Below are 24,642 nucleotides of genomic sequence, written 5' to 3'. Positions count from 1 at the left end.
GGCGGAAGTTCGCGGGGAGGCCCCCGTCGTCACGCGTGTGCGCGTGGCGGCGGGGGCCTCTCGCGTGATGGGCATGATGGGCTCATGCGTGCTGCCCGGTTGATCAAGATGGTGCTGCTGCTGCAGTCCCGGCCCTCCATGACCGCCGCCGAGCTGGCCCGGGAGCTGGAGGTGTCGGAGCGCACGGTCACGCGTGACGCGCAGGCGCTGTCCGAGGCGGGCGTGCCGGTGTACGCGGACCGGGGGCGGATCGGCGGCTACCGGCTGGTCGGCGGGTACCGGACCCGGCTGACGGGGCTGGCCCGCGGCGAGGCGGAGGCGCTGTTCCTGTCGGGGGTGCCGGGCGCGCTGCGCGAGATGGGCCTCGAGGACGCGGCCTCGGCGGCCCGGCTGAAGGTGTCGGCGGCGCTGCTGCCGTCGCTGCGGGACGCCTCGCGGACGGCGGCGCAGCGGTTCCATCTGGACGCGCCGAACTGGTTCCGGGAGCCCGAGACGCCGGCGCTGCTGCCGGCCGTGGCGGACGCGGTGTGGGACGACCGGCGGATCACCGCCCGCTACCGGCGCGGGTCCGGGGAGCGGCGGCAGGAGGTGGAGCGGGAGCTGGAGCCGTACGGACTCGTGCTGAAGGCGGGTGTCTGGTACCTGTGCGCGCGGGTCGCGGGGCGGGACTCCTTCCGGGTGTACCGGATCGACCGGTTCACGGCGGTGGAGCCGGGCGAGGAGCGGTTCGAGCGGGCGGAGGACTTCGATCTGCCGGCGTTCTGGGAGGAGCGGGCGGAGCAGTTCGCGCGGTCTCTTCTGCGGGCGGAGGTGGTGGTGCGGCTGTCTGCGGAGGGGGTGCGGAGGCTGCCGTACGCGGTGGACGCGGGGGTGGCTCGGGAGGTGCTGGCGGGGGTGGCTGCGCCTGGGGTCGGGGAGTGGGTGACCGTCACCTTGCCGGTGGAGTCGGAGGAGGTGGCTCGGGGGCAGTTGGCTTCGTTGGGGGCGGAGGTGGAGGTGGTGGCGCCGGCTTCTCTGCGGGAGTTCTTCGCCGCCGAGGCGGAGAGGGTGGTGCGGTTGTACCGGGGGTGAGCTGGGGTGGGGTGCGGGCAGGGTTTTCGCCCCCTCCGCCCCTTCCCGTCCCGTCCCTCGGGGGCTTCGCCCCCCCGAGCCCCCATCTTCGCGCAGTTCCCCGCGCCTCTTCAGGGCGCTGGGGGGCTTCGCCCCCGGACCCCCTTTTGCGCAGTTCCCCGCGCCCCCGGCGGGGCGCGGGTTGATGCTTGTCTCGTGATGGATGAGACGGAGTTCTGGGCGTTGGTGGACGGGGCTCGGGAGGATGCCGAGGGGGATCCCGAGGAGCAGGCCGATCTGCTCGTGGAGCGGCTCGTGCGGCTGGATCCCGAGGCCGTGCTGGACTTCGCCCGTCACTTCGAGGCGCGCTACCAGCGTGCTTACCGCTGGGACCTGTGGGGCGCCGCGTGGGTGCTGCTGGACGGGTGCAGCGACGACGCCTTCGACTTCTTCCGGTGCTGGCTCATCGGCCAGGGCCGTGAGGTGTTCGAGGGCGCGCTGCACGACCCGGACGCGCTCGCCGACCTGCTCGACGACTTCGACGAGGAGATCGACGGCGACGGTGAGGACCTGGGCTACGCGGCCGACGAGGCGTACGAGCAGCTCACCGGTCTGGTGATGCCCGACCTCGGCCTCCCTCCGGCCCCCGCGGAGCCGGAGGGCACGCCGCTCGACTTCGAGAACGAGGCCCTGCTCGCCGCGCGCTATCCGCGGCTGTGGGAGAGGTTCCGCGGGGACTGAGCCGCGGGGCGCGGGCGCCGGGCGCCCGTCACAGACGCCGGTGGGGGCTCTGCGCGTGGCGCAGGGGGGCCGCGTTGGCCTGCATGAGGGCGGAGGCCGTGGAGGCGGCGGGGCCGAGGACGACGGCCGCCGCGGCGACCAGGGCGGTCCAGGGGCGGCGCAGGGCGTCCGCCCAGGTGGTACTTCGGTCAGGGGTGTCGCTCATGGGCTCAGCTCTTCGTTCCGTGCGCGTCGTCTTCCACGGTGACGCGCTGTGTGTCGGTGCCGGTGTCCCGGCCGGGGCCGGTTGCGGCGTCGCGGCCCTGGAGGCGGGCCGCGAGGTCCCTGATCTCCGGGAGCCGCGCGTGCAGCGCGGCGCCCGGGCAGTCGGTCATGTAGCCGTCGCTGTGTCCGGCGACGGCGGGCAGGGTGGCGGCGGTGCCGGCCTTGTAGCGGCTGCCGCCGTTGCTGGAGACCAGCCGCACCTCGGAGCGCGGGTCGGTGCCGGAGGGGCCGAGCTTCCAGGCGGTCACGGCGGCGATGGAGCGCAGCATCGCGTCGGGCACCTCGACGCCCTCGGTGAAGGTGCCGAGGGCGGCGATGCCCGCGGTGCGGTGGTTGAAGCCCTGGGTGTGGGCGCCGGTGACGGGCCGGTCGGCGCCGCCGGCGCGGCCCTCGTACACGGTGCCGCAGCGGTCGACGACGAAGTTGTAGCCGAGGTCGTCCCAGTCGCGGCCCTGGGTCTGCCCCTCGTACAGCGCCCGGATGATGCCGGAGGCGTCGGCGCAGTCGTACCCGTTGGGCGAGTCGGTGTGGTGGATGAACACGGCGACGACCTGGTCGTCGTAGCGCGGCGGGGGCTGGTCGCGGGCCGCGTCGCCGATCCATGCCGCGCGCGGCACGATGTCCGGCCGGGGGGCGTGGAAGGCGGGCGCGGGGCGTGCGGCGGCCTGGGCGTCGGAGGACTCGGCGGCCCGTTCGACGCCGTAGGCGCTCAGCACCAGCACGACGGCGGCGGCCGCGCCCGGCACGAAGCCGAGGGGGACGGTGACCGTTCTCGGCAGCCGCGTGGAGCCGGGCCGGCCGGGTATCCGGGCCGGGCGGGGCTTCCGCGCGCCGCGCGGTCTCCTGGGGACACGCATGGTCCCACTGTGGGACGGGCCACGGCGGCGCGCGACGTCTGCTCCGCCAGTCGGTGGACGGCCGGTGGAACCATCGTCCCGGTGCGTGACGTTTTCCCCAGTGCACGCGCGCCTCACGGGCGGCTGTCCCGCGTCCGGCGGGCGCGTGGCTGATCACGTGGCCCCCGGGCCCCGTACTGAGGGTCGTGGTCCCGAGAGAAAGGCGGCGTGCGTGGATCTGCTCGACATCCTGCTGATGCTGGTCGTCCTGGCCTATGCGGCGTCCGGTTACCGGCGCGGACTGGTCGCCGGCTGTGTGTCCCTGGCCGGTTTCGTGGGCGGCGCGGTCGTCGGCGTGTGGATCCTGCCGTGGGTGATGGACCTGGTGACGCCGGGGACCACGCGGGCGACGGTGACCGCCGTGTTCACGGTGCTGCTGCCGGCCGTGGTGGGGCACGAGCTGGCGGGGCGGCTGGGGCTGCGGCTGCGCCGGGAGCTGGACCGGGGCCCGCTGCGGGTGGCGGACGGGGCCGGCGGCGCCGCGGCGAACGCGGTGGCGGTGCTGATCGTGGCGTGGGTGGCGGCGAGCGTGCTGGGCGCGTCCTCGTCGCCGCTGGTGACGTCGGCGATCCGGGACTCGCGGCTGCTGGGCGCGGTGCAGGACGCCATGCCGGACACCACGCCCGCCTGGTTCTCCCGGGCGACGTCGGCGCTGACGGAGGCGGGTTTCCCGCAGGTGTTCAACCCGTTCGAGAGCGAGTCGACCGCGGAGGTGGCCGCGCCGACCGGGGACAACGTGACGCCGGCCGCCACACTCGCGGCGCAGCGCAGCACGGTGAAGGTGGAGGGCGTGGCCGGCACGCAGGGGCGTGAGGGCAGCGGGTTCGTGTACGCGCGGGAGCACGTGATGACCAACGCGCACGTGGTGGCGGGCATCGACGAGCCGACCGTGCGGGTGGGCGGCGTCGGGCGGACGTACGAGGCGCGGGTGGTGCTGTTCGACGCGCAGACCGACGTGGCCGTGCTGTACGTGCCGGACCTGGTGGCGCCGGTGCTGGCGTTCGACGACGACGCGGAGCGGGGCGCGGCGGCGGTGGTGGCGGGCTATCCGCAGGACGGCGACCTGAACCTGCAGGCGGCGACGGTCGCGGGACGGGTGCAGGCGCGCGGGCAGAACATCTACAACGACGCGCCGGTCACCCGGGAGATCTACTCGATCCGCTCCACGGTCCGCCCGGGCAACTCGGGCGGACCGCTGCTGACCACCGACGGGCGGGTGTTCGGGGTGGTGTTCGCGCGTTCCACGTCGGACGCGGAGACGGGGTACGTGCTGACGGCGGACGAGGTCGCCGACGAGGCCGCGCGGGCGGCGACGGCGACCACGCCGGTGGACACGGGGCAGCCGGTGCTGTCGTAGGGCGCGCCGAGGGCGCTCTCGTAGGGCGGGCCCGCGTCAGACGAGGCTGCGGCCCATCATGACGTCGTCGACGTAGCGCCCTCCGACGTGGAACTCGCCGGGCAGCACGCCCTCGGCCACGAAGCCCTCGGACTCGTACAGGGTGCGGGCCACGGTGTTGGGGCCGAGGACCCGCAGGGTGATCCGGCGGGCTCCCCGGCGGCGGGCCTCCTCGACGGCGGCCCGTACCAGGGCGCGGCCGGTCCCCTTGCCGCGGGCCTCCTCGGCGACGGCGAGACCGCGGATCTGCTGGACGTGCGCGTTGGTCGGCATCGGGGTGGGGTGGCCGAGGCGGACGTAGCCCACGACCCGTCCGTCGTGCTCGGCGACGAGGTGGGCGTCCGGGCCGCAGGTCGGGTGGAAGAAGGGCTCGTCGGGTGCGGGCGGCTCGGGCCGCACCTCGTGCAGCGGCGACCAGGACTCGCGGTCCAGGCGGGCCAGGGCGGGTTCGTCGTCGGGGCGGGCGGGACGTACGAGTGGCTGCGGCATGCGCGTCACTCTAGGACGCACCGCCTGCCGTGCTCACCGTGATTTCCCACGTGGCCGGGGCAGGATGGACGCCATGGAACATGCGCGGATCGCGGTGGCCGGGGCGTCCGGACTGATCGGCTCTGCCCTGGTGCGGTCGCTGACGGCGGACGGGCACACGGTGCTGCGGCTGGTGCGCCGGGAGCCCCGGTCGGCGGACGAGATCCGCTGGGACCCCGACCGCGGGACGGTGGACGAGGCGGGGCTCGCCGGGTGCGACGCGGTGGTGAACCTGGCGGGCGCCGGGGTGGGCGACCGGCGCTGGACGGACGCGTACAAGGAGCTGATCCGCTCCAGCCGGGTGCGGGGCACGACCGCGCTCGCCGAGGCGGTCGCCGCGCTCCCCGAGGACGCCCGGCCGCGGGTGTTCCTCAACGGCAGCGCGATCGGTTACTACGGCGAGACCGGCGACCGCGCGGTGGACGAGAGCGCGCCTCCGGGCCAGGGGTTCCTGCCGCAGGTCTGCGTGGAGTGGGAGGCCGCGGCGGCGCCGGCCCGGGAGGCGGGCGTGCGGACGGTGTTCGCGCGGACGGGGCTCGTGGTGGCGCCCGGGGGCGGGGCGTGGGGGAGGCTGTTCCCGCTGTTCCGCGCCGGCCTGGGCGGGCGGCTGGGCGACGGGCGGCAGTACTGGTCGTACATCGCGCTGCACGACGAGGTGGCGGCGTTGCGGCATCTCCTGGGGACCGAGGGGCTGTCGGGGCCGTTCAACCTCACCGCGCCCGAGCCGCTGACGAACCGTGAGATCACCGCCGCGATGGCGCGGGTGCTGCGCCGTCCCGCCGTGTTCGCGGTGCCTGCGCCGGTGCTGCGGGCGGTGCTGGGCGAGATGGCGGGGGACGTGCTGGGCAGTGCGCGGGTGCTGCCGACGCGGCTGCTGGAGTCGGGGTTCCGCTTCGCCTTCCCGCGGATCGAAGGGGCGGTCAGGGCGGCGCTGCAGGGGGCGGCGGACCAGGAGTCGGGCGACCTCTTCTGATCCCCTTGCACCGCGCCGTGCCCGCCGGGGGCGCGTATGCGACCGTCGTGCGCCCGTGCACTGTGCGTGCGCGCCTGACCCGACGGCGGAGTGCGGACCTAACCTCGAGCCGAACTCGGGTATCCCTGGGGCCTGTTGAGGGCATGACGTCTCCAGCGCCCACGCAACCTCGAGGAGGGGCACGTGCCAGAGCCCACGTACCAGGCGGACGTCGTCGTCGTGGGAGCCGGGGTGGCCGGACTCTCCGCGGCACGTCGACTGACCAGCGCAGGAGTCTCCACCGTCGTCCTGGAGGCCGCCCATGAGGTGGGAGGCCGCACGGCGACCGAGAAGGTCGACGGCTTCCGCCTCGACAGAGTCGGCCGGCTGCTGTCCACGGCCAGTGCCGAACTGCACGTCACCCCAGGGCTGGAGGACCTGGTGCTGCGGCCCTTCGCCCCCGGCGTCCTGCTGCACAGCGACGGACGGCATCATCGCGCCGGCGTGCAGCCGGGCACCCGGCGCGCACGTGGCGCACGGAGCGCGAGGGGCGCACTTCACGCGGTGCGCGCCCTGGCGAGCGCCCCTCTGCCGGGGCCGCGCAGGCCGGCCGCGGTGCCCGGACGGCAGGTGTCCGTGCCCCGTCACCGGGGCGGCGCCCCGCTGGGCACGGCACTGGACCAGGCGCGGCTGGGCGCCGCCCTGAACCGGCTGGCGGGCACGTCGGTGGAGCGGCTGCTGGCCCGCCCGGAGACGACCGCCGCCGAGGCGCTGCACGGCAGGGGGCTGCCCGCCCGCACCGTCGACGGCTTCCTGCGCCCGCTGCTGGCCGCGCTGTTGTGCGACCCGGAGCTCACCACGTCCAGCAGGTCGGCGGACCTCGCGCTGCGGGACTTCGCGAGCGGGCGGCTGTGCCTGCCGGAGGGCGGGGCGGAGGCGCTGCCGCAGCTGCTGGCGCGGTCGCTGCCGGCGGGCACGGTGCACACCGGGGTCCGGGTCACCTCGGTCTCCACGACCTCGGTGACCACCGCGGAGCACGGGGAGTTCCGGTGCGCGGCCGTGCTGGTCGCGACCGGCGCGCGGGACGCGGCGGAGCTGCTGCCGGGGCTGCGGGTGCCGGACTTCCACCCGGTGACGGTGGTGCACCACACCACCGACGAGCCGCCGGGCACGGACGCCTCGCTGCTGCTGGACGCGGACCGGGGCGGGCCGGTGGCGCACACGGCGGTCGTCAGCGCGGTCGACCCGTCGCGCGCCCCGGCCGGCCGCACGCTGGTGACCTCCACGGTCCTCGGGCCGGCCACGGCGGACACCGACACGGCCGTGCGGACGCACCTGGCACGGCTGTACGGGGTGCCGACGGCCCGCTGGGAGACGCTGGCGGTACGGCACACCGCGGACGCGGTGCCGGCGATGCGCCCGCCGCACGACCTGCACCGTCCGGTGCGGCTCCTGGCCGGCCTGTACGTCTGCGGCGACCACCGCGACAGCGGTGCGGTGGCGGGCGCCCTCCGCTCCGCGGACCGCGCGGCGACGGCGCTCCTGACCGACCTGGGCGTGGCCCGCCCGATGCACACGGCGGATCCGCTGCCCACGGCGAAGGCCGCCTGACCTTTCAGACCGGCACCCGCCGACGGTGAGAACACCCTCGGCGGGTGCCTTCCAACACGGCCGCCGGCCGCGGGCTGTCCGTGGCCGGCCGCGCAGTTCCCCGCGCCCCTGACGGGCGCTTGCGCCCCCGCCGACTGCGGGCATTCGTGCCTCCCCCGGTGCCTCAAGGGCCTGGGAGGTACCCCCAGGGCGATGGGGGCACCTCCCGCTCGCGCGAAGCCGAGAGTGGGGGAGGGTGGGCGCAGCCGTACCTCTGCAGCGCCGGGTGCGGGACGTCCGTGGCCGATCGCGCAGTTCCCAACGTCCCTGAGGGACGCCGCAACTGCGGGCAGTCGTGCCCCCGGGGCGGCACGGGTGGGCGCAGGCGGCACCCTGTCGGCGCCAGGTGCGCGAACGCCCGCCGGGCGCGGGTGGTCCGTGGCGGAGCGCGCAGTTCCCCGCGCCCCTGACGGGCGACACCGGCACGTCGTCGGCGCCGAGGTGCGCAACGGCCCCCTCACGTTCAGGCGAACGTGGTCGCCACCTTGTCCCGGTACGTCCGCACAGGCCCCGCGTCGCGGTAAGGCTCCAACCGCCGCTCGAAGTCCCGTACGTACTCCACCGCCCGCACCGACCGCATCTCCGCCGCCTGCGCGGCAGCCTCCGCCGCCAGCTGGCAGGCCTGGTCCAGCTCCCCCAGCCCGAGCCGCGCGGTGGCGAGAACGACCCGGCAGAACAGCCGGCTCCGCGCATACCCCGGCCCCCGCAACTGCAGCGACCGCTCCGCGTGCTGAGCGGCCGCCCGGAACTGCTGGAGATCCCGGTGGCAGTGCCCGAACTCGTCGGCCAGCTGCGCCTCGTCGAAGAACCGCGCCCAGTGCGGCACCTCGTCCCCCGGCCGCGCCGCGTCCAGCGCGCGCTCCGCCCGCACCAGCGCGGCCGTGCAGGCCCGTACCTCCCCCAGCACCCCGTGCCCGCGCGCCTCGGCCGCGTGCAGCAGGGCCTGGACGGCGGGCGGCGCCGAGCCGCCCACACCCTGCTGGGCGACCCGGGCGAGCTGCACGGCCTCCCGTCCGTGGCCGAGGTAGACGGCCTGGCGGCTCATGGTGACCAGCACGTAGGCCCCGTACGCCCGGTCCCCCGCCGCCTGCGCCAGCCGCAGCGCCTGGACGAAGTACCGCTGGGCGAGCCCGTGCGCGGCGATGTCGTACGAGGTCCAGCCGGCCAGCCGGGTCAGGTCGGCCGCGGAGGCGAAGAGCCGGCGGCCCATCTGCTCGCCGTAGGTGCCGCGCAGCATCGGCTCCAGTTCGTGCTCCAGGTAGCGCACGAGGGCCTGGCGGGCGTGCCCGCCGCCGTAGGCGTCGTCGAGGGTGCGGAACAGCTCGCCGACGGAGCGCAGCGCGGCGATGTCGCCGCCGGTGACGCGGTAGCCGGGCGCGCGGTCGGCCGCCCCGCGCCGGCGGGCGGCGATCTCGGCCGGCGTCACGGGCCGTACCGCGGGGCGGCCCTGGGCGGGCACCCGTACCGGCTCGGCGCGGGCGACCTTCTCGTCGGGCCGTCCGATCAGCCAGTCGCGGCTGGGCACCACCAGGCCCGCCGAGGTGAACGCGATCTTCCGCAGCTCGGCGTGGCTGCCGGAGTCCTTGCGCCACAGCCCGCTGACGATGTCGACGGCCTCCTCGGGGGTGGCCGCGAACTCCAGGCCCGCGTAGACCGGCGCGCAGGCGTCGAGGCCGAGGTCCTGGGCGGTGAGCCGGCGGCCGAGGCGCCGGGTGAAGACCTCGGCGATCAGGGCCGGGGTCGTCCCGCGCGGCTGCTGTCCGCGCAGCCAGCGGGTGACGGAGGTCTTGTCATATCTCAGGTCGAGCCCGTGTTCGAGACCGAGCTGGTCCACGCGACGGGCGAGTCCCGCGTTGGAGAACCCCGCTTCTGCGATGAGCGCGGCGAGCTGTCGGTTGGGGGTGCGCTGCGCGGGTCGTTCCGTCATCTGCGGTGCGGTCTCCTGCCTTCCGGCTGTTGCTCTGTCCGGATTGCCTGTGAGCAGCCCTTATGGCCTCGTGGTCGGCGCGAATGTAGCGGAGAGTGAGCACCCGATCGCAGAGATCAACGGCCATTCATCCGATCGTGTGAGGATTGGTCCGAAGCTGACGACTGAGGGCGGGCAGCCCTGGTGACTGCCGACAGCGGGAGGTCCGTCGAACGGTCGTACAGTGGCGTGGGCGTGTTTCGCGCCTGACGACCTTCGAGGGAGGCGTTTGCCGTGGGTGAGTTGCGGTTCGTCCGGATGGGCTTCGGCGACGAGGCGGTCGACTACCAGGTGGCCTGGGACGAGCAGCGCCGGGTGCACGCCGCGCGGTTCGCCGACGAGGTGCCCGACACCGTGCTCCTGCTGGAGCACCCGCCGGTCTACACCGCCGGGCGGCGCACCGAGGAGAGCGAACGGCCCCTCGACGGCACCCCCGTCATCGACGTGGACCGCGGCGGCAAGATCACCTGGCACGGCCCCGGCCAGCTGGTCGGCTACCCGATCCAGAAGCTGCCCCGCCCGGTGGACGTGGTCGCCCATGTGCGGCGCCTGGAGGAGGCCCTGATCCGCACCTGCGCGGAGTTCGGCCTGGAGACCACCCGGGTCGAGGGCCGCAGCGGGGTCTGGGTCCTCGGCGACCCGGTCGAGCGGCGCCCCTCCCTCGGCGGGCTCTCCCTGGACTTCGACCCGCGGCTGCACGACGAGGAGTTCGACCCCCGGCTCAACGGCCCGGAGTACGCCCCGTCCAACGCCGGCCAGCGCCGCGAGGACCGCAAGATCGCCGCCATCGGCATCCGGGTCGCCAAGGGCGTCACCATGCACGGTTTCGCACTGAACGTGAACCCCGACAACAAGTGGTTCGACAAGATCATCCCGTGCGGCATCCGGGACGCGGGCGTCGCCTCCCTGGCGAACGAGCTGGGCCGCGACGTCACGATCGAGGAGGTGCTGCCCGTCGTGGAGCGCCACCTGAAGGACGTCCTGGAGAACGCCGACCTGAAGCCCCGCGTGGTCGAGAAGGCCCCCGCGGCCGTCACCACGTCCGGCGTCTGAGGGCCCTCCGGGCTTTCACATCCACGGGCGTACGCTTGACGACGCCGAAGAATCAATCGCTAGGAGCCGGTCGTGTCCGCAGTCGCACCCGACGGACGCAAGATGCTGCGCCTGGAGGTCCGCAACAGCCAGACCCCCATCGAGCGCAAGCCCGAGTGGATCAAGACCCGGGCGAAAATGGGCCCCGAGTACTCCAAGATGCAGAACCTGGTCAAGAGCGAGGGTCTGCACACCGTCTGCCAGGAAGCCGGCTGTCCCAACATCTACGAGTGCTGGGAGGACCGCGAGGCGACCTTCCTCATCGGCGGCGACCAGTGCACCCGGCGCTGCGACTTCTGCCAGATCGACACCGGCAAGCCCGAGGCCCTGGACCGGGACGAGCCGCGCCGCGTCGGCGAGTCGGTCGTCACGATGGACCTGAACTACGCCACGATCACCGGCGTCGCCCGCGACGACCTGGAGGACGGCGGCGCCTGGCTGTACGCGGAGACCGTGCGCCAGATCCACGCGCAGACGGCGGACCGCGCCGAGGGCCGCACCAAGGTCGAGCTCCTGGCCCCCGACTTCAACGCCGTCCCCGAGCAGCTCGCGGAGGTCTTCTCCTCCCGCCCCGAGGTGTTCGCGCACAACGTGGAGACGGTCCCCCGCATCTTCAAGCGCATCCGCCCCGGCTTCCGCTACGAGCGCTCCCTGAAGGTCATCACCGAGGCCCGCGACTACGGCCTGGTCACCAAGTCCAACCTGATCCTCGGCATGGGCGAGACCCGCGAGGAGGTCAGCGAGGCGCTGAAGCAGCTGCACGACGCGGGCTGCGAGCTGGTCACCATCACCCAGTACCTGCGCCCCTCCGTGCGCCACCACCCCGTGGAGCGCTGGGTGAAGCCGCAGGAGTTCGTGGAGCTGAAGGAGGAGGCCGAGCAGATCGGCTTCTCCGGTGTGATGTCCGGGCCGCTGGTCCGTTCCTCGTACCGCGCGGGGCGGCTGTACCAAATGGCGATCGAGAAGCGCGGCGCGTTCGTGGCCTCCCAGGCGGTCTGAGCACGCCGGTGCGGGGCCTGCCCCGCTTCCCCGTCGTCATGCTGTGAATTCACGCACAAGGCCCTACCCGCGGGTAGTGGCCGAGAGAACGCGGTCCCGGCCGTCCTCCCAGTTGAGGGCACAGGCCGGGGCCGCGTCGGCGTCCCGGGCCCCGTCGCGAAGGCTTCATGCCTGTTTGACCGGTCGGTCACGCCCTGGTAACACCAGGCAGTGACCCTGGTATCACCGCACGCCACCATTGCCCGCCGGCATCGAGGGAGACCGTCACCATGCAGGCCGCGCCCGTCCGCGCCACCGCCATCCCGTCCCTCACCACCGCTCTGCGCGCCGTCGAGTCCCTGCTGATGAGCGGCGGCCAGCGCACCGCACGGCGCAACGCCTGGACGTCCGTGCTGGAGGACCGCCGCCGCGCCAAGGACCGGGTCGAGGCGCAGCGCGTCCTCGACCAGAGCCTCGTCACCCGCCTCTGAGCCCCGGCCCGCCCCGCCCGCTCAGGACCGACCCCGGCACTGCCGTCGAAGGCGCTGCGGGGGACACGTAGACTTCATGCCATGGCGAGGAAGGAAACCGCAGCGGACGCTGCGAACCCCGGGCGACTGAAGCAGATCGCCCTGACCTACAAGATGACCCGCAGGGCCGACAAGAAGATCGGTCTTGTACTCGCGGCTGTCGGAATCGTCACCTTCGGTGTCTTCCTCGCGATCGGTTTCTTGATCGGGCACCCCATCTATCTCGGCCTTCTGGGCTTCCTGCTCGCCTTCCTCGCGACGGCGATCGTGTTCGGCCGCCGTGCCGAACGGGCTGCCTTCGGTCAGATGGAGGGACAGCCGGGCGCCGCCGCGGCGGTGCTCGACAACATCGGCCGAGGCTGGACGACGACCCCGGCGGTCGCGATGAACCGCAACCAGGACGTGGTGCACCGCGCGGTCGGCAAGGCCGGCATCGTGCTGGTCGCCGAGGGCAACCCGAACCGGGTGAAGAGCCTGCTGGCCGCCGAGAAGAAGCGGATGAACCGCATCGTCGCGGACGTGCCCGTGCACGACCTGATCGTGGGCACCGGCGAGGGACAGGTGGAGCTGAAGAAGCTCCGCACCACCATGCTGAAGCTGCCGCGCGTCCTCACCGGCCCGCAGGTCACCGCGACCAACGACCGGCTGCGCGCGCTGGGCGACCTGATGAGCAACATGCCGCTGCCGAAGGGGCCGATGCCGAAGGGTATGAAGCTGCCGAAGGGCGGCGGTCAGCGGGGCCGCTGAGCCCCGCAGGCCACGACGCACGAGGAAGGGCGCCGGGAATCCCAGGATTCCCGGCGCCCTTCCTCGGGCCGTCGCGCGCCTCTCCTCGTGCCGTGTGCGCGCCTCTGCTCGTGCCGTCGCGCGCCTCGGTCTCAGACGCGGATCTCGACCGTGCGGGCCAGCCGGTCGTGCAGGCCGCGGCCGTCGCGGTCCCAGACGAGCGCGGGGACGGCCAGGCACAGCAGCACCGAGCGGAGCAGACCGCGCAGCGGCCGCACCGTGCCGGTGTCGAGGGCGACCACGCGCAGTCCGAAGAGCCGCTTGCCGGGCGTGAAGCCGAGGGTGCCGACGGTGAGCACGCTCAGCACCAGGAACACCAGCAGCGCCCAGTTGCCGGTGCGGGCGTCGTAGCCGTCGGTGAACAGACCGTATGCGATCAGAAGGCACAGGCCCCAGTCCACGGCGAGGGCGCCGATCCTGCGGCCGGGGCGTGCGATCGAGCCCGGTCCGTGTTCCGGCAGCCCCAGCTGCTCGCCCCGGTAACCGAAGTCGGCACCGGCCTCTTCCATGGCCGCGCGGGGGCCGGACAGCCATGATCCGATTGCTTGCCTGTTGTCCACCCGTCCACGGTACTGCGACCGGATATGACCGGGAGACGGCGGGGTATGCCGGAGCTACCGTGAAAGAGGCGCCGGTTAACTTGTGCGAAACAAACGGGTCACGCCCGAGAAATGACCCGTCCCTAGGGTCGAGTGCAGCGTGTGCCCCCCGCACTGGCCGCACGAACGATCTACCACCCCGGCGGGACGGTCGGGAGTAGGAGGAGCTGGATGTTCCAGAACGCCGACGAGGCCAAGAAGTTCATCGCGGACGAGGACGTCAAGTTCATCGACGTCCGCTTCTGCGACCTGCCGGGAGTGATGCAGCACTTCACGATCCCGGCGTCGGCCTTCGACCCGGCCGAGGAGCTGGCCTTCGACGGCTCCTCGATCCGCGGCTTCCAGGCCATCCACGAGTCCGACATGGCGCTGCTGCCCGACCTGTCCACCGCGCGGGTCGACCCCTTCCGCCGTGACAAGACGGTCAACATCAACTTCTTCATCCACGACCCGATCACGGGCGAGCAGTACTCCCGTGACCCGCGCAACGTGGCGAAGAAGGCCGAGGCGTACCTGGCCTCCACGGGCATCGCCGACACCGCGTTCTTCGGCCCCGAGGCCGAGTTCTACGTGTTCGACAGCGTGCGCTTCAAGACCTCGGAGAACGAGTCCTTCTACCACATCGACTCCGAGGCGGGCGCCTGGAACACCGGTGCGCTGGAGGACAACCGCGGTTACAAGGTCCGCTACAAGGGCGGTTACTTCCCGGTCCCGCCGGTCGACCACTTCGCCGACCTGCGCGCCGAGATCTCCCTGGAGCTCGAGCGGGCCGGCCTGCAGGTCGAGCGCCAGCACCACGAGGTGGGCACCGCCGGCCAGGCCGAGATCAACTACAAGTTCAACACGCTGCTCGCGGCCGCCGACGACCTGCAGCTCTTCAAGTACATCGTGAAGAACGTCGCCTGGCGCAACGGCAAGACGGCGACCTTCATGCCGAAGCCGATCTTCGGTGACAACGGCTCGGGCATGCACGTCCACCAGTCGCTGTGGGCGGGCGGCGAGCCGCTCTTCTACGACGAGCAGGGCTACGCCGGCCTGTCGGACACCGCCCGCTACTACATCGGCGGCATCCTCAAGCACGCGCCGTCGCTGCTGGCCTTCACCAACCCGACGGTGAACTCGTACCACCGTCTGGTGCCGGGCTTCGAGGCGCCGATCAACCTGGTGTACTCGCAGCGCAACCGCTCCGCGGCCATGCGTATCCCGATCACCGGCTCGAACCCGAAGGCCAAGCGCGTCGAGTTCCGCGCGCCCGACTCCTCCGGCAACCCGTACCTGGCCTTCTCGGCGCTGCTGCTGGCCGGCCTGGACGGCATCAAGAACAAGATCGAGCCGGCCGAGCCGATCGACAAGGACCTCTACGAGCTGGCTCCCGAGGAGCACGCGAACGTGGCCCAGGTCCCGACCTCCCTCGGCGCGGTCCTGGACCGCCTCGAGGCCGACCACGAGTTCCTCCTCCAGGGCGACGTCTTCACGCCGGACCTGATCGAGACGTGGATCGACTACAAGCGCCAGAACGAGATCGCGCCGCTCCAGCTGCGTCCGCACCCGCACGAGTTCGAGCTGTACTTCGACGTGTGACCGGACTCCCGCGCGTCCGACGCGTCGGTTCTCCCGCCGCCCCCGTCCCTGGTCCGTCCAGGGGCGGGGGCGGTCGCGTTGGCCGGAATGCTTCCTTCCAAGTACAGGGGGAGGGATGCTTGGAGTGACACGGTTGTTCGAGAGAAGGTCACGGGGATGTCCGAGCGGGACGACGAGGAGCGCGAGTTCGATCTGCGGTGGGCGGAGGGGGCCACGCACAAGGAGCCCTCGGCCCGCGCGCGGATGCTGGCCGCCCGCTGGAAGGAGAACCCTCCCGGACCGGTGCCGTTCCGTGCCGAGCCCGAGCACCGGGGGGCGGCGGGGCGCCACCGCTCGTGGGTGTCGACGGTCCTGGTGCTCGGCTGTGTCCTCGCGGTGATCCTTCTGCTCGGGTACGCAGACGTCGGCCCCTACTGACCCGTTCAGTCGCCCTGGGCGACGGCGACCGTCGGCGGGGTGCGGGAGGCCCGCAGGGCGGGGAGCGTGCCCGCCGCCGCGGTCACCAGGACGAGGGCGGCGAGGACCGTCGCCAGCTGCCCCGCCGGCACGGTGAACGGTGCGCTCACCTCGGCGGCCCGCACCACCAGCCATGAGTACGGCAGGCCCAGTGCCAGGCCGAGGATTCCGCCCAGCACGCCGTGGAGGGCGCACTCCAGGGTGACCATGCGGTGCACGGCCGCCCCGCCCAGGCCCAGGGCCCGCAGCAGTCCGAACTCCCGCCGGCGCTCGACCACGGTGAGGCTCGCCGTGGTGGCGACGCCCGCGACCGCGACCAGGACGGTCAGGCAGAGGAGCAGCACCACGGTGGTGGCCGTCGTGCGCAGGTCGTCGTCGGAGCCGGGGCGGGTGGCCGCGTCCTCGGCGACGACCCGGCCGTCCCCGCGTTCCGGTCCGGTGAGGGTCTCGGTGACGGCCCGGTGGGCGCGGGCGCGGCCCTCGGCGCCGTCCGTCGCGGCGTCGGCGGTGATCAGGGTGGGCGCGGGGCCCGCCCCCAGGCGTGTGAGGTCGGCCGGGGTCACGAAGAAGTTGCCGCCGTAGGGTCCGGCGCCGGGCAGGGTCGCCGCCACGGTGAGCCGTACGGAACGGCCCTCGGACGTCAGCGTCACACGGTCCCCCGCCTCCACGCCCAGGCGGTGCGCGTGCTCGGCGTCCACGACGACCCGCGCGGGGCCGAGTTCGCCGAGGGCGCCGGTGCGGGCGGTCAGGCCGGTCCCGGAGCGGACGGTGGTGAGGTCCAGGTCGGACACGGTCGCGGTGCGGCCGTCCTCGGCCACCTCCGCCGTACGGAACGCCCTCACGTCGGCCAGTTCGGGGCGGGCGGCGAGGTCGGCGGCGAGCGTCCGGTCCAGCGTGCCGCCCTCCCCCGCGTACAGGCGGAAGTCCGCGGGCGCCTCCAGCGTCCGCTTGTACCGCTCGTAGGTGTCCAGGCTCGCGAGGCAGGTCAGGGTCGAGCCGACCAGGCAGACGCCGAGCGCCACCACGACCGAGACCGAGGCGGCCCGCCCCGGCGCTCCCCCGACGCCCGCGACGGCCAGCCGCCCGGCCGCGCCCGTGCGGCGCAGCGGCACCGCGAGGGCCGACAGCACCGGCCGCACCAGCAGGGGGCCCAGGGCGATCAGGGCGAGGAAGGCGAGTCCGCCGGAGACCACCACGAGGGTCAGTGCCGCGAACCGGTCGTACGCCGTGTCGCCCGGCTCGGGCAGCCCCGCGTACTGCTGCCACGCGAGGAGTACGGCGCCCGCCGCGCACAGCACGCCCAGCACGGTCCGCCCGGTGCCGCTCACCGTGCTCTCCCCCGACGTGGCGGTGCGCAGCGCCTGGAGCGGGGAGACGCGGGAGGCGGTGAGGGACGGGGCGAGGACCGCCAGGACCGCGAGGAGTCCGGTGCCGAGCACCGTGAGGGCGGCCTGCGGCAGCGGGAGCGCGGCGGGGGCGGACAGGTCGTGTCCCAAGTGGCGGGCCACCGGCGGGACGAGACGGGCGCAGCCCCAGGCGGCGAGCACGCCGGCCGCGCCGGCCACCAGGCCGACCACCGCGCCTTCGGCGACGAGGGCCGCCGCGAGCCGCCTGGACGTGGCGCCGACGGCGCGCAGCAGCGCCAACTGCCGTACGCGGCGGGCGAAGACGATGCGGAAGGTGGAGGTGGCGACGAGCACGGCCGCGCCGACCGCGACGGCGAGGAACACGCCGGCCAGTTCCAGGGTGTCGCCCGCCTCCGCGACGGCCGCGCGGGCCTCCTCGTCGCGCACCTCGTCCCCGGACCGTACGACCGCGCCGGGCACGGCCTGCCGGATCCGCTCCGCCGCCTCCGTGGCCGCGGCGGGGGTGTCCGTGCGGACGTCGACGCGGGAGTAGCCCGGTATGCCGAGCAGCCGCAGCAGGTCGGGGCCGGGCGCGTACCCGGTGGGTTCGGCGGTGCCGGTGGCGGCGGAGCGGACGACGCCGGTGACCTCGACCGGGACGTGCAGGGTGCTCTCGCCGTCGGACGCGGGGAGCAGCAGGGTGAGCGTCGAGCCGGGGGTGAGTCCGTACGCCTCGGCGGCATGGGTGTCGACGGCGAGTTGGCGCGGGCCGGACGGGTAGCTGCCCTCGACCGGCCGCACCCGCGCCAGGGCGCCGGAGCCGGGGTCCGCGGCGAGGGCGAGGTAGCGTTCGGCGGCGCTTCCGCCGACCGGGGCTCCGCCGTCGACCCGGCCGACGGCCTCGGCGACCCCGGGCGCCGACCGGATCGCGTCCGGACCGGCCCTGCCGATGTCCGCCGCGTCCTTCCCCGTGACGACCAGCGACACCGCGTCGGGGGTGCCGCGGAACCGGTCGACGACGGTGGCGGTGACGATCTGCTGGGTCATGACGGCCCCGAAGACCACGAACGCGGCGATCAGCAGGGACACCCCGGTGGCCGCGAACCGGCCCGGCCTGCGCAGGAGTTCGGCCAGCTGGGAGCCCAGGACGGTCGCGCGCCAGGGGCCTGTCATCGCCGCCCCCGCGGGGTGTCGTCGGGGGTGGTGTGCTCGTCCCCCACCACGCGTCCGTCGGCGAGGGTCAGCACGCGGTCCGCGTAGCGGGTGGCGGCCGGGTCGTGGGTGACCATCACGACGGTCTGGCCGAGTTCGTCGACGGCCCGGCGCAGCATGGTGAGCACCTCGGCGCCGGCCTGGGAGTCGAGGTTGCCGGTGGGTTCGTCGGCGAACACCACGGCGGGGCGGGCGACCAGCGCGCGGGCGACGGCGACCCGCTGCTGCTGCCCGCCGGACAGTTCGGCGGGGCGGTGGGACAGCCGGTGGGCGATGCCGAGGACCTCGCACAGGTGGTCCACCCGTTCGCGGTCGGGGCGGCGGCCGGCCATGGTGACGGGCAGCACGAAGTTCTCGTACGCGGTCAGCTGCGGCAGCAGGTTGAACGACTGGAAGACGAACCCGACGCGCTTGCGGCGCACCCGGGTCAGCTGCCGGTCGGTCAGCCCGGTGAGCTCCGTGCCGTCGAGGACGACGCTGCCGGAGGTGACGGTGTCGAGTCCGGCGACGCAGTGCATCAGGGTCGACTTGCCGGACCCGGAGGCGCCGACGACGGCGGTGAACCGGGCGCGGCGGACGGCGACGGACACCCCGTCGAGGGCGCGGACCTCGTCGGCGCCCTGGCGGTAGGTCTTCACCAGGGCGGTGGTGGTGATGACGTCGTCGGGTGCGGGGCCGCGCGCGGCGGCGTGAGCGGTCATGGCTACGTGTTCCCCCGGGCCGGTCAGGAGCCGAGCGGGGGCAGGGTGAGGGTGACGCCGGAGTCCACGCAGTGGCCCCGCGCGTCCTCCTGGAGGTTCTTCACGTCCTTCGCGGACGGCGCCTGGGCGGGGTTCTTCGCGGTCTCCAGGGCCCAGCCCTCGTAGCGGGAGATCTTCGCCCCGAGGTAGCCGTCCTCCATCGTGGCGCGGCGCTCGTCGCCGGTCTCCTTCCACCACTGCTCCGCCTCCGGCGCCGGTCCGGCGGCGGTCCTCGCGCCCTCGGTGACGATGCGCTGCGCCAGCCGGCAGTCCTCGGCGGACGCCTGGCTCAGCTCCTGCCGGTCCTGCCACCAGTACGCGCCCCCGGCGGCCAGGGCGGCGACGACCGCTCCGGCGACGGCGCCGAGGATCAGGCGGTTGCGCGTGCGGTTCCGCTTCGTCGTGGGCGTGCTGGTGATGGTGGCCATGGGGTCCCTCCCGTGTCGTCCCGGCCGCGTTCTGCGGCACTGAGAAGTCTGGGATTCGGGGGCCTTCGGCGGATCGGCCACGGATCCGAGATCGGAGGGGGTTCATCCGGTACGCCGGGCGGGGCGCCGTCTGCCCCTGAGGGGGCAGACGGCCGGGGGCTTCTGCCCCCTCAGGGGGAGGAGGGGCGCACCAGGCCGGACTCGTAGGCGAAGACGACGGCCTGGGCGCGGTCCCGCAGATGCAGCTTGGCCATGAGGTTGCCCAGATGCGTCTTCACCGTGGCCTCCGCGACGTACAGTTCGGCGGCGATCTCGGCGTTGGACAGGCCGCGGGCGACCAGGCCGAGCACGTCCCGTTCCCGGCCGGTGAGCAGACCGAGGCGCTCCGACTGGCCGTTGGCCGGGGCGAGCCGGTCCGAGACGCGGTCGAGGAGCAGCCGGGTGATGCGCGGGGCGATCACGGACTCGCCGGCGGCGAGGACGCGGATGGCGTGGACGACCTGGTCGGCGGGGGCGTTCTTCAGCAGGAAGCCGTCGGCGCCGGCGCGCAGGGCGGCGAAGGCGTCCTCGTCGTCGTCGAAGGTGGTGAGGACCAGGACACCGGGCGGGGCCTCGCGGCGCATCAACTGCTCGGTGGCCTGGATGCCGTCCATGACCGGCATGCGGACGTCCATGATGACGACGTCCGCGTCGACCGTGTCGAGCAGGTCGAGGGCCTGCTGCCCGTTCTCCGCCTCGCCGACGACCTCGATGTCGTCCTGGCCCGCCAGCACCATGGAGAAGCCGGCCCGGATGAGCGGCTGGTCGTCCACCACGGCCACCCGGATCGGCCTGTCGGTCCCCGTCATCGCTCCGTCCCCACCGAATCCCTCACCGTGTTCTTCGTCCGCACGGGCATCGACGCCCGTACGTGCCAGCCGCTGCCGAGCCGAGGACCCGCCTCGAAGGCTCCCCCGGCGAGTTCCACCCGTTCGCGCATCCCCACCAGACCGTTGCCCCCGGACTCACCGACGGGGGCCCGGCCCGCGAGGGCGCCCGCGCCGTCGTCGGTCACGTCGATCAGCAGGGTGCCGTCCTCCTCGCGGACGCGGATGTCGACGCGCGCCCCCGCACCGGCGTGCCGGAGGGTGTTGGTGAGGCACTCCTGCACGATGCGGAACGCCGTCATCTCCTCCGTCGGCGACAGCTGTCCCTCGCCCACCTCGACGGAGAGGTCCACGGTCAGCCCGGCGGTCCGCGCGCGGTCCGCGACGACGTCGATCTCGTCGAGGGTGACGAGCCGCCGCTCCTCCCCCGCGCCCTGGGTCTCGGACCGGCCCTCGCGCAGCACCCGCACGATGCGGTGCATGTCGTCGATGGCGTCCCGGCCGGTCGCGGCGATGGTCCTCAGCGCGGACTCCGCCTGGTCGGGCGACGTGCGCAGCACGGTCCCCGCGCCGTCGGCCTGGAGGATCATCACGGCCAGGCTGTGCGCCACCACGTCGTGCAACTCGCGGGCGATCTGGGCCCGTTCCCGGGCGGCGGCGAGCCGGGCGCGCTGCTCCTGCTCCCGCTCGGCGTGCCGGGCGCGGGCGGCCTGGCTCTCGCCGTAGAGGCGGCGGGTGTGCAGGGCGAAGGCGGTGAGCCAGACCGTGAGCGTCAGGCCCCAGAAGATCAGCAGGGTCTGGCCGTCGCCGAATCCGTCGAGGCCCAGGAACGGCACACCGAACGAGGCCACCGCCGTCGCCAGCAGCACCGCGCCGCCCGCCGCGTACGGCATCCAGGGGGTCCGGGAGTGGTGGACGGCCGACATCATGGCGAACAGCACGGCCATGTCGTACGCGGCCGGCGCGTACGTCGGCGGAGAGCTGAGGTTCGGGTCGTGCAGCAGGAACTGCACGAAGGCCAGCGCCATGACGACCGCCATCACCGCGCCGGGGCGCGTCCGGCGGGCCAGCAGGGCCAGGGCCATCAGGGCGCCCAGCAGCAGGTCGTGGTCGCCGGCGTAGCCGTACGCCGCGACCAGGACCGCCAGGGCGAGCGCGATGTCGACCGCGCGGCCGAGGACGCGTGCGTACCGGCCGGACGGCGTGATCCACGGACCCGGGACCGTGCTCTCCTCGGTCAACCGTCCCGCCTCTCTCCTCCACCGGGCACGGCCGGGCAAGTACCGTGCGGGCGACGTGACTTCGGAGTGGCGCCACTCCGCCGCCGCCCATACTGCCTCAGCCCGCGCCGGAGCGGGGACGACGGTGCCGGGCGCCCCCGCGCGGGAGACGCCCGGCACCGGACGTGAGCTCAGCGGCTGTAGCGCATCAGCGCCCGCACCATGTGGCACGTGGTGTCCGACGGCGGGTGGACGCCGATCAGCTCGGCGGCGCCGCGGATCGTGTCGTCGGGCGCCTGGCTCGGGTGGTACACGCCGGAGTCGAGCAGGGCGATGGCGAGGCGCATCGCCTTCAGACGGCGGTTGTGGGTGATGTACCACTCCCGCGGGCGGCCCGGCGGCAGCGGGCTCTTCTCCACCGGGGCGCAGGGCAGTTCGAGCAGGACGGGTCGCTTCGCGGTGGACTGGACGGGCAGGGGCTTCGGCTTGAGTGCGGCAGCGGGCACGGGCATCCTCCTGTCGCGGTCGGGGCCGTCGTCCAAGGTCCACGGCGACCTCGGCGATTCCCTCGAACACTGCTTCCATTCTACGGGCCCCCACTGACAGTCGGCAGGCCTGCTTCGGCCATCAAATGCGCAGGTGAGATTGGGTTTTGGGACATCGGGGCGGGTGATGCGCGAGGGACACGCGGGCGGCCCCTCAATTCGAACAAGCAGGGGTGCGGCGTACGGTGTGCCCCATGGAGATCTGGATCAACCCCGCCTGTTCCAAGTGCCGCAGCGCGATCAGCGTGCTGGACGCCGAAGGGGCGGACTACACCGTCCGCCGCTACCTGGAGGACGTGCCGAGCGAGGACGAGATCCGGGAGGTGCTGGAGCGGCTCGGTCTGGAGCCGTGGGACATCACCCGGACGCAGGAGGCGGCGGCCAAGGAGCTGGGGCTCAAGGAGTGGCCGCGGGACGCCGGGGCGCGGGACCGCTGGATCGCGGCGCTGGCCGCGCACCCGAAGCTGATCCAGCGGCCCGTCATCACGGCGGACGACGGCTCGGCGGTGGTGGCCCGCACGGAGGACGCGGTACGGGACGCGCTGTCCCGCTGACGCACGCCGTCCCGCCGACACCCCAGCTCAACAGTCCTGTGACGCAGACCACTTGGGCGACTTGGGTCCGCCGTTGAGCAAGGGCGTTCGGTATCTCGTACATAGCGGCGTACGCTCCCCCGATCCATTGGAGGCGCGCATGTCGCGCAGGAGAAGTCTCGGCCCGAAGAAGAAGCTCGCTCTGCTGCTGAGCGCGGCCACGGTGGCGGGCGGCGGCGCCTTCGTCATGGCGACCACGTCCAACGCCAGCCCGCCCGCCGCCACCACCAAGTCGGCGGCCGACTCGACGGTGTGCCAGGGGCTGGCCACCGCGCTCGGCAACAACGAGCGGTTCGTCGCGGGCCAGCGGGCCAACCCGGACGCCCAGTCCGAGGCGCGGATCGCCAACCGCGAGGCCGTCATCGCGCAGATCAAGGTCCAGCAGGAGGCGTCCGGGTGCACGGTGGGGGAGTCGGCTCAGGGCTCCCAGCCGGCGCAGCCGGAGCAGCCCGCCCCGTCGCAGCCCGCCGCGGGCGGTCAGGAAGGACAGGCGGGGCAGGAGGAGCAGGCGGGCCAGGGCGGTCAGGCCGGCGGCGGCGCCGCGGCCGGTGAGCAGGTGTGCAACGGCTCGACCGTCACCCTGTCCGGCGAGGCCGGCGCCCCGGCCGCGTCCAGCAACCAGTTCCCGGCCGGCACCAAGCTGAAGGTCACCAACCTGGACAACAACAAGTCCACGACGGTGGAGGTCACCTCGGTGTCCGGCAGCTGTGTGCTGCTGAACAACGCCGCCTTCGAGCAGGTCCGCGAGCCGGGCAAGTTCCTGATCCGCCGGGCCGTGATCGAGAAGGTGGGGTGAGGTCCACACGCGCGTGAGGTGCCGGGGGCCCGCCGCTCAGGAAGGGAGCGGCGGGCCTTCACGCGTCGTCACACGCCGTCACGCCTATTCACGCCCCATCGCATACACCCGGCCACCCTCCCCCGCGCCCTCACGGAGTGGCGCCGGGCACACGGGCTGCCGGTAACACGGGGTTCACACCTGGGCAATGGACGGGAAACCGCCTGTTGACAAGCTGCGGGGCATCGACGGCGGCGCCCCAGTGCCGCAGCGCCGCAGGCATCCGCACCAAGCGCCCAGACCCACCCCGAAGGATGTGGACCGTGAGCTTCAAGGCCGAGTACATCTGGATCGACGGCACCGAGCCGACCGCCAAGCTGCGTTCCAAGACGAAGATCCTGGGCGACGACGCGAAGGGCGCCGAGCTGCCGATCTGGGGCTTCGACGGGTCCTCCACCAACCAAGCCAAGGGGCACGCCTCCGACTGCGTGCTCAAGCCGGTCTTCGTCTGTCCTGACCCGATCCGCGGCGGTGACGACGTCCTGGTGCTGTGCGAGGTCCTGAACACGGACATGACCCCGCACGAGTCCAACACCCGCGCCGCGCTGGCCGAGGTGGCCGAGAAGTTCGCCGCGCAGGAGCCGATCTTCGGCATCGAGCAGGAGTACACGTTCTTCAAGGACGCCTACCCGCTGGGCTTCCCCAAGGGCGGCTTCCCGGCCCCCCAGGGCGGCTACTACTGCGGTGTCGGCTCCGACGAGATCTTCGGCCGTGACGTCGTCGAGGCGCACCTGGACAACTGCCTGAAGGCGGGCCTCGGCATCTCCGGCATCAACGCCGAGGTCATGCCCGGCCAGTGGGAGTTCCAGGTCGGCCCGCTGTCCCCGCTGGAGGTCTCCGACCAGCTGTGGGTGGCCCGCTGGCTGCTCTACCGCACCGCCGAGGACTTCGGCGTCGCCGCCACCCTCGACCCCAAGCCGGTCAAGGGCGACTGGAACGGCGCCGGCGCGCACACCAACTTCTCCACCAAGGCGATGCGCGAGTCCTACGACGCGATCATCACCGCCGCCGAGTCGCTGGGCGAGGGCTCCAAGCCGCTGGACCACGTCAAGAACTACGGCGCCGGCATCGACGACCGCCTCACCGGCCTGCACGAGACCGCCCCGTGGAACGAGTACTCCTACGGCGTCTCCGACCGCGGCGCCTCGGTCCGCATCCCGTGGCAGGTCGAGAAGGACGGCAAGGGCTACATCGAGGACCGCCGCCCCAACGCCAACGTCGACCCGTACGTGGTGACGCGTCTGCTGGTCGACACCTGCTGCACCGCGCTGGAGAAGGCCGGCCAGGTCTGATCCGCACCGCACGACTCCCGAGGGGCGCCCGCCGGACGGTGGGCGCCCCTCGCGCCGTCTGCTTCAATGGACCCATGGCCGGCTTCCGCACCCACCACGC

The 24,642-nt window shown here is 73.5% G+C and carries 24 protein-coding genes; 14 read left to right on the top strand and 10 right to left on the bottom strand.

Annotated features, from left to right (window positions below; translation table 11 throughout):
• The first annotated feature begins 84 nt into the window (after positions 1 to 84).
• Together ACQY0Z_RS14415 and ACQY0Z_RS14410 are read left to right on the top strand one after the other, a co-directional pair.
• Complete coding sequence (locus ACQY0Z_RS14415) at positions 85 to 1,071, top strand: helix-turn-helix transcriptional regulator (protein ID WP_189896688.1); 987 nt, start codon at positions 85 to 87, stop codon at positions 1,069 to 1,071.
• Between the two features lie 198 nt (positions 1,072 to 1,269).
• A complete protein-coding gene (locus ACQY0Z_RS14410) occupies positions 1,270 to 1,791 on the top strand; it encodes a DUF4240 domain-containing protein (protein WP_189896950.1) in 522 nt (173 codons plus the stop codon).
• Positions 1,792 to 2,000: 209 nt separating this feature from the next.
• Here ACQY0Z_RS14410 and ACQY0Z_RS14405 read toward each other — a convergent pair whose 3' ends face one another.
• Positions 2,001 to 2,912 carry a peptidoglycan recognition protein family protein gene (locus ACQY0Z_RS14405; protein WP_439812375.1) on the bottom strand — a complete coding sequence of 304 codons (912 nt, stop codon included), beginning with the start codon at positions 2,910 to 2,912 and terminating at the stop codon, positions 2,001 to 2,003.
• 211 nt (positions 2,913 to 3,123) lie between these two features.
• Between ACQY0Z_RS14405 and ACQY0Z_RS14400 the strand changes: the two genes are divergently transcribed.
• Positions 3,124 to 4,308: a MarP family serine protease gene (locus tag ACQY0Z_RS14400; protein WP_254586143.1), complete on the top strand. Its 1,185-nt coding sequence runs from the start codon at positions 3,124 to 3,126 to the stop codon at positions 4,306 to 4,308.
• 36 nt (positions 4,309 to 4,344) lie between these two features.
• Here the strand turns inward: ACQY0Z_RS14400 and ACQY0Z_RS14395 are convergent, their stop codons facing one another.
• The gene (locus ACQY0Z_RS14395) at positions 4,345 to 4,836 is read right to left on the bottom strand and encodes a GNAT family N-acetyltransferase (RefSeq protein ID WP_189896685.1); all 492 of its coding nucleotides are present in this window, start codon (positions 4,834 to 4,836) and stop codon (positions 4,345 to 4,347) included.
• A 73-nt stretch (positions 4,837 to 4,909) separates the two neighbouring features.
• Here ACQY0Z_RS14395 and ACQY0Z_RS14390 point away from each other — a divergent pair, with 73 nt between their 5' ends.
• Both ACQY0Z_RS14390 and ACQY0Z_RS14385 read left to right on the top strand, forming a co-directional pair.
• Positions 4,910 to 5,848 carry a TIGR01777 family oxidoreductase gene (locus tag ACQY0Z_RS14390; RefSeq protein ID WP_189896683.1) on the top strand — a complete coding sequence of 313 codons (939 nt, stop codon included), beginning with the start codon at positions 4,910 to 4,912 and terminating at the stop codon, positions 5,846 to 5,848.
• A 183-nt stretch (positions 5,849 to 6,031) separates the two neighbouring features.
• Positions 6,032 to 7,438 carry an NAD(P)/FAD-dependent oxidoreductase gene (locus ACQY0Z_RS14385; RefSeq protein WP_189896681.1) on the top strand — a complete coding sequence of 469 codons (1,407 nt, stop codon included), beginning with the start codon at positions 6,032 to 6,034 and terminating at the stop codon, positions 7,436 to 7,438.
• A gap of 502 nt (positions 7,439 to 7,940) precedes the next feature.
• Here the strand turns inward: ACQY0Z_RS14385 and ACQY0Z_RS14380 are convergent.
• Positions 7,941 to 9,404 carry a regulator gene (locus ACQY0Z_RS14380; RefSeq protein ID WP_439812374.1) on the bottom strand — a complete coding sequence of 488 codons (1,464 nt, stop codon included), beginning with the start codon at positions 9,402 to 9,404 and terminating at the stop codon, positions 7,941 to 7,943.
• 273 nt (positions 9,405 to 9,677) lie between these two features.
• Here ACQY0Z_RS14380 and lipB point away from each other — a divergent pair, with 273 nt between their 5' ends.
• The 4 genes from lipB (at position 9,678) to ACQY0Z_RS14360 (ending at position 12,790) form a co-directional block, all read left to right on the top strand.
• Positions 9,678 to 10,496 carry a lipoyl(octanoyl) transferase LipB gene (gene lipB, locus ACQY0Z_RS14375; RefSeq protein WP_189896677.1) on the top strand — a complete coding sequence of 273 codons (819 nt, stop codon included), beginning with the start codon at positions 9,678 to 9,680 and terminating at the stop codon, positions 10,494 to 10,496.
• 72 nt (positions 10,497 to 10,568) lie between these two features.
• Positions 10,569 to 11,534 carry a lipoyl synthase gene (gene lipA / locus ACQY0Z_RS14370; protein ID WP_189896676.1) on the top strand — a complete coding sequence of 322 codons (966 nt, stop codon included), beginning with the start codon at positions 10,569 to 10,571 and terminating at the stop codon, positions 11,532 to 11,534.
• 269 nt (positions 11,535 to 11,803) lie between these two features.
• Positions 11,804 to 12,004: an SCO2195 family GlnR-regulated protein gene (locus tag ACQY0Z_RS14365; RefSeq protein WP_189896674.1), complete on the top strand. Its 201-nt coding sequence runs from the start codon at positions 11,804 to 11,806 to the stop codon at positions 12,002 to 12,004.
• An 81-nt stretch (positions 12,005 to 12,085) separates the two neighbouring features.
• The gene (locus ACQY0Z_RS14360) at positions 12,086 to 12,790 is read left to right on the top strand and encodes a DUF4191 domain-containing protein (RefSeq protein ID WP_189896672.1); all 705 of its coding nucleotides are present in this window, start codon (positions 12,086 to 12,088) and stop codon (positions 12,788 to 12,790) included.
• A gap of 131 nt (positions 12,791 to 12,921) precedes the next feature.
• On the opposite strand, the gene ACQY0Z_RS14355 is transcribed toward ACQY0Z_RS14360, so the two are convergent.
• On the bottom strand, positions 12,922 to 13,389 hold the full coding sequence (locus ACQY0Z_RS14355; RefSeq protein WP_189896670.1) for an RDD family protein: 468 nt from the start codon (positions 13,387 to 13,389) through the stop codon (positions 12,922 to 12,924).
• Between the two features lie 210 nt (positions 13,390 to 13,599).
• Between ACQY0Z_RS14355 and glnA the strand changes: the two genes are divergently transcribed.
• Together glnA and ACQY0Z_RS14345 are read left to right on the top strand one after the other, a co-directional pair.
• The gene (gene glnA / locus ACQY0Z_RS14350; protein WP_189896668.1) at positions 13,600 to 15,009 is read left to right on the top strand and encodes a type I glutamate--ammonia ligase; all 1,410 of its coding nucleotides are present in this window, start codon (positions 13,600 to 13,602) and stop codon (positions 15,007 to 15,009) included.
• A 156-nt stretch (positions 15,010 to 15,165) separates the two neighbouring features.
• Positions 15,166 to 15,426 (top strand): SCO2583/SCO2584 N-terminal domain-containing protein, encoded by a 261-nt coding sequence (locus ACQY0Z_RS14345; protein WP_189896666.1) that lies wholly within the window; start codon positions 15,166 to 15,168, stop codon positions 15,424 to 15,426.
• Between the two features lie 5 nt (positions 15,427 to 15,431).
• Here the strand turns inward: ACQY0Z_RS14345 and ACQY0Z_RS14340 are convergent, their stop codons facing one another.
• The 6 genes from ACQY0Z_RS14340 to ACQY0Z_RS14315 form a co-directional block, all read right to left on the bottom strand.
• Positions 15,432 to 17,984 carry an FtsX-like permease family protein gene (locus ACQY0Z_RS14340; RefSeq protein WP_439812373.1) on the bottom strand — a complete coding sequence of 851 codons (2,553 nt, stop codon included), beginning with the start codon at positions 17,982 to 17,984 and terminating at the stop codon, positions 15,432 to 15,434.
• Entirely contained in the window at positions 17,981 to 18,724 is a 744-nt protein-coding gene (locus ACQY0Z_RS14335; RefSeq protein WP_439812372.1) for an ABC transporter ATP-binding protein, read from the bottom strand. The genes ACQY0Z_RS14340 and ACQY0Z_RS14335 overlap by 4 nt, the downstream gene beginning before the upstream one ends.
• Before the next feature lie 23 nt (positions 18,725 to 18,747).
• Entirely contained in the window at positions 18,748 to 19,191 is a 444-nt protein-coding gene (locus tag ACQY0Z_RS14330) for a hypothetical protein (protein WP_189896661.1), read from the bottom strand.
• A gap of 170 nt (positions 19,192 to 19,361) precedes the next feature.
• Entirely contained in the window at positions 19,362 to 20,039 is a 678-nt protein-coding gene (locus ACQY0Z_RS14325; RefSeq protein ID WP_254586138.1) for a response regulator, read from the bottom strand.
• On the bottom strand, positions 20,036 to 21,298 hold the full coding sequence (locus ACQY0Z_RS14320; RefSeq protein ID WP_439812371.1) for a sensor histidine kinase: 1,263 nt from the start codon (positions 21,296 to 21,298) through the stop codon (positions 20,036 to 20,038). The genes ACQY0Z_RS14325 and ACQY0Z_RS14320 overlap by 4 nt, the downstream gene beginning before the upstream one ends.
• 170 nt (positions 21,299 to 21,468) lie before the next feature.
• Positions 21,469 to 21,783, bottom strand: a complete 315-nt coding sequence (locus ACQY0Z_RS14315; protein ID WP_254586136.1) for a hypothetical protein — start codon at positions 21,781 to 21,783, stop codon at positions 21,469 to 21,471.
• A 233-nt stretch (positions 21,784 to 22,016) separates the two neighbouring features.
• Between ACQY0Z_RS14315 and ACQY0Z_RS14310 the strand changes: the two genes are divergently transcribed.
• From ACQY0Z_RS14310 to glnII, 3 genes are all read left to right on the top strand, one after another.
• Positions 22,017 to 22,376, top strand: a complete 360-nt coding sequence (locus ACQY0Z_RS14310) for an ArsC/Spx/MgsR family protein (RefSeq protein ID WP_189896654.1) — start codon at positions 22,017 to 22,019, stop codon at positions 22,374 to 22,376.
• 139 nt (positions 22,377 to 22,515) lie between these two features.
• Complete coding sequence (locus ACQY0Z_RS14305; RefSeq protein ID WP_189896652.1) at positions 22,516 to 23,211, top strand: hypothetical protein; 696 nt, start codon at positions 22,516 to 22,518, stop codon at positions 23,209 to 23,211.
• 302 nt (positions 23,212 to 23,513) lie between these two features.
• Positions 23,514 to 24,542, top strand: coding sequence for a glutamine synthetase (gene glnII / locus ACQY0Z_RS14300; RefSeq protein WP_347226593.1), 1,029 nt, complete (start codon positions 23,514 to 23,516; stop codon positions 24,540 to 24,542).
• Positions 24,543 to 24,642 lie beyond the last annotated feature (100 nt).

Source organism: Streptomyces sp. P9-2 (assembly GCF_051903975.1).
GTDB classification, from domain to species: Bacteria; Actinomycetota; Actinomycetes; order Streptomycetales; family Streptomycetaceae; genus Streptomyces; species Streptomyces cellulosae.
The sequence above is the reverse complement of the archived record's forward strand: the minus strand, read 5'-3'. Positions and strand labels throughout refer to the sequence as shown.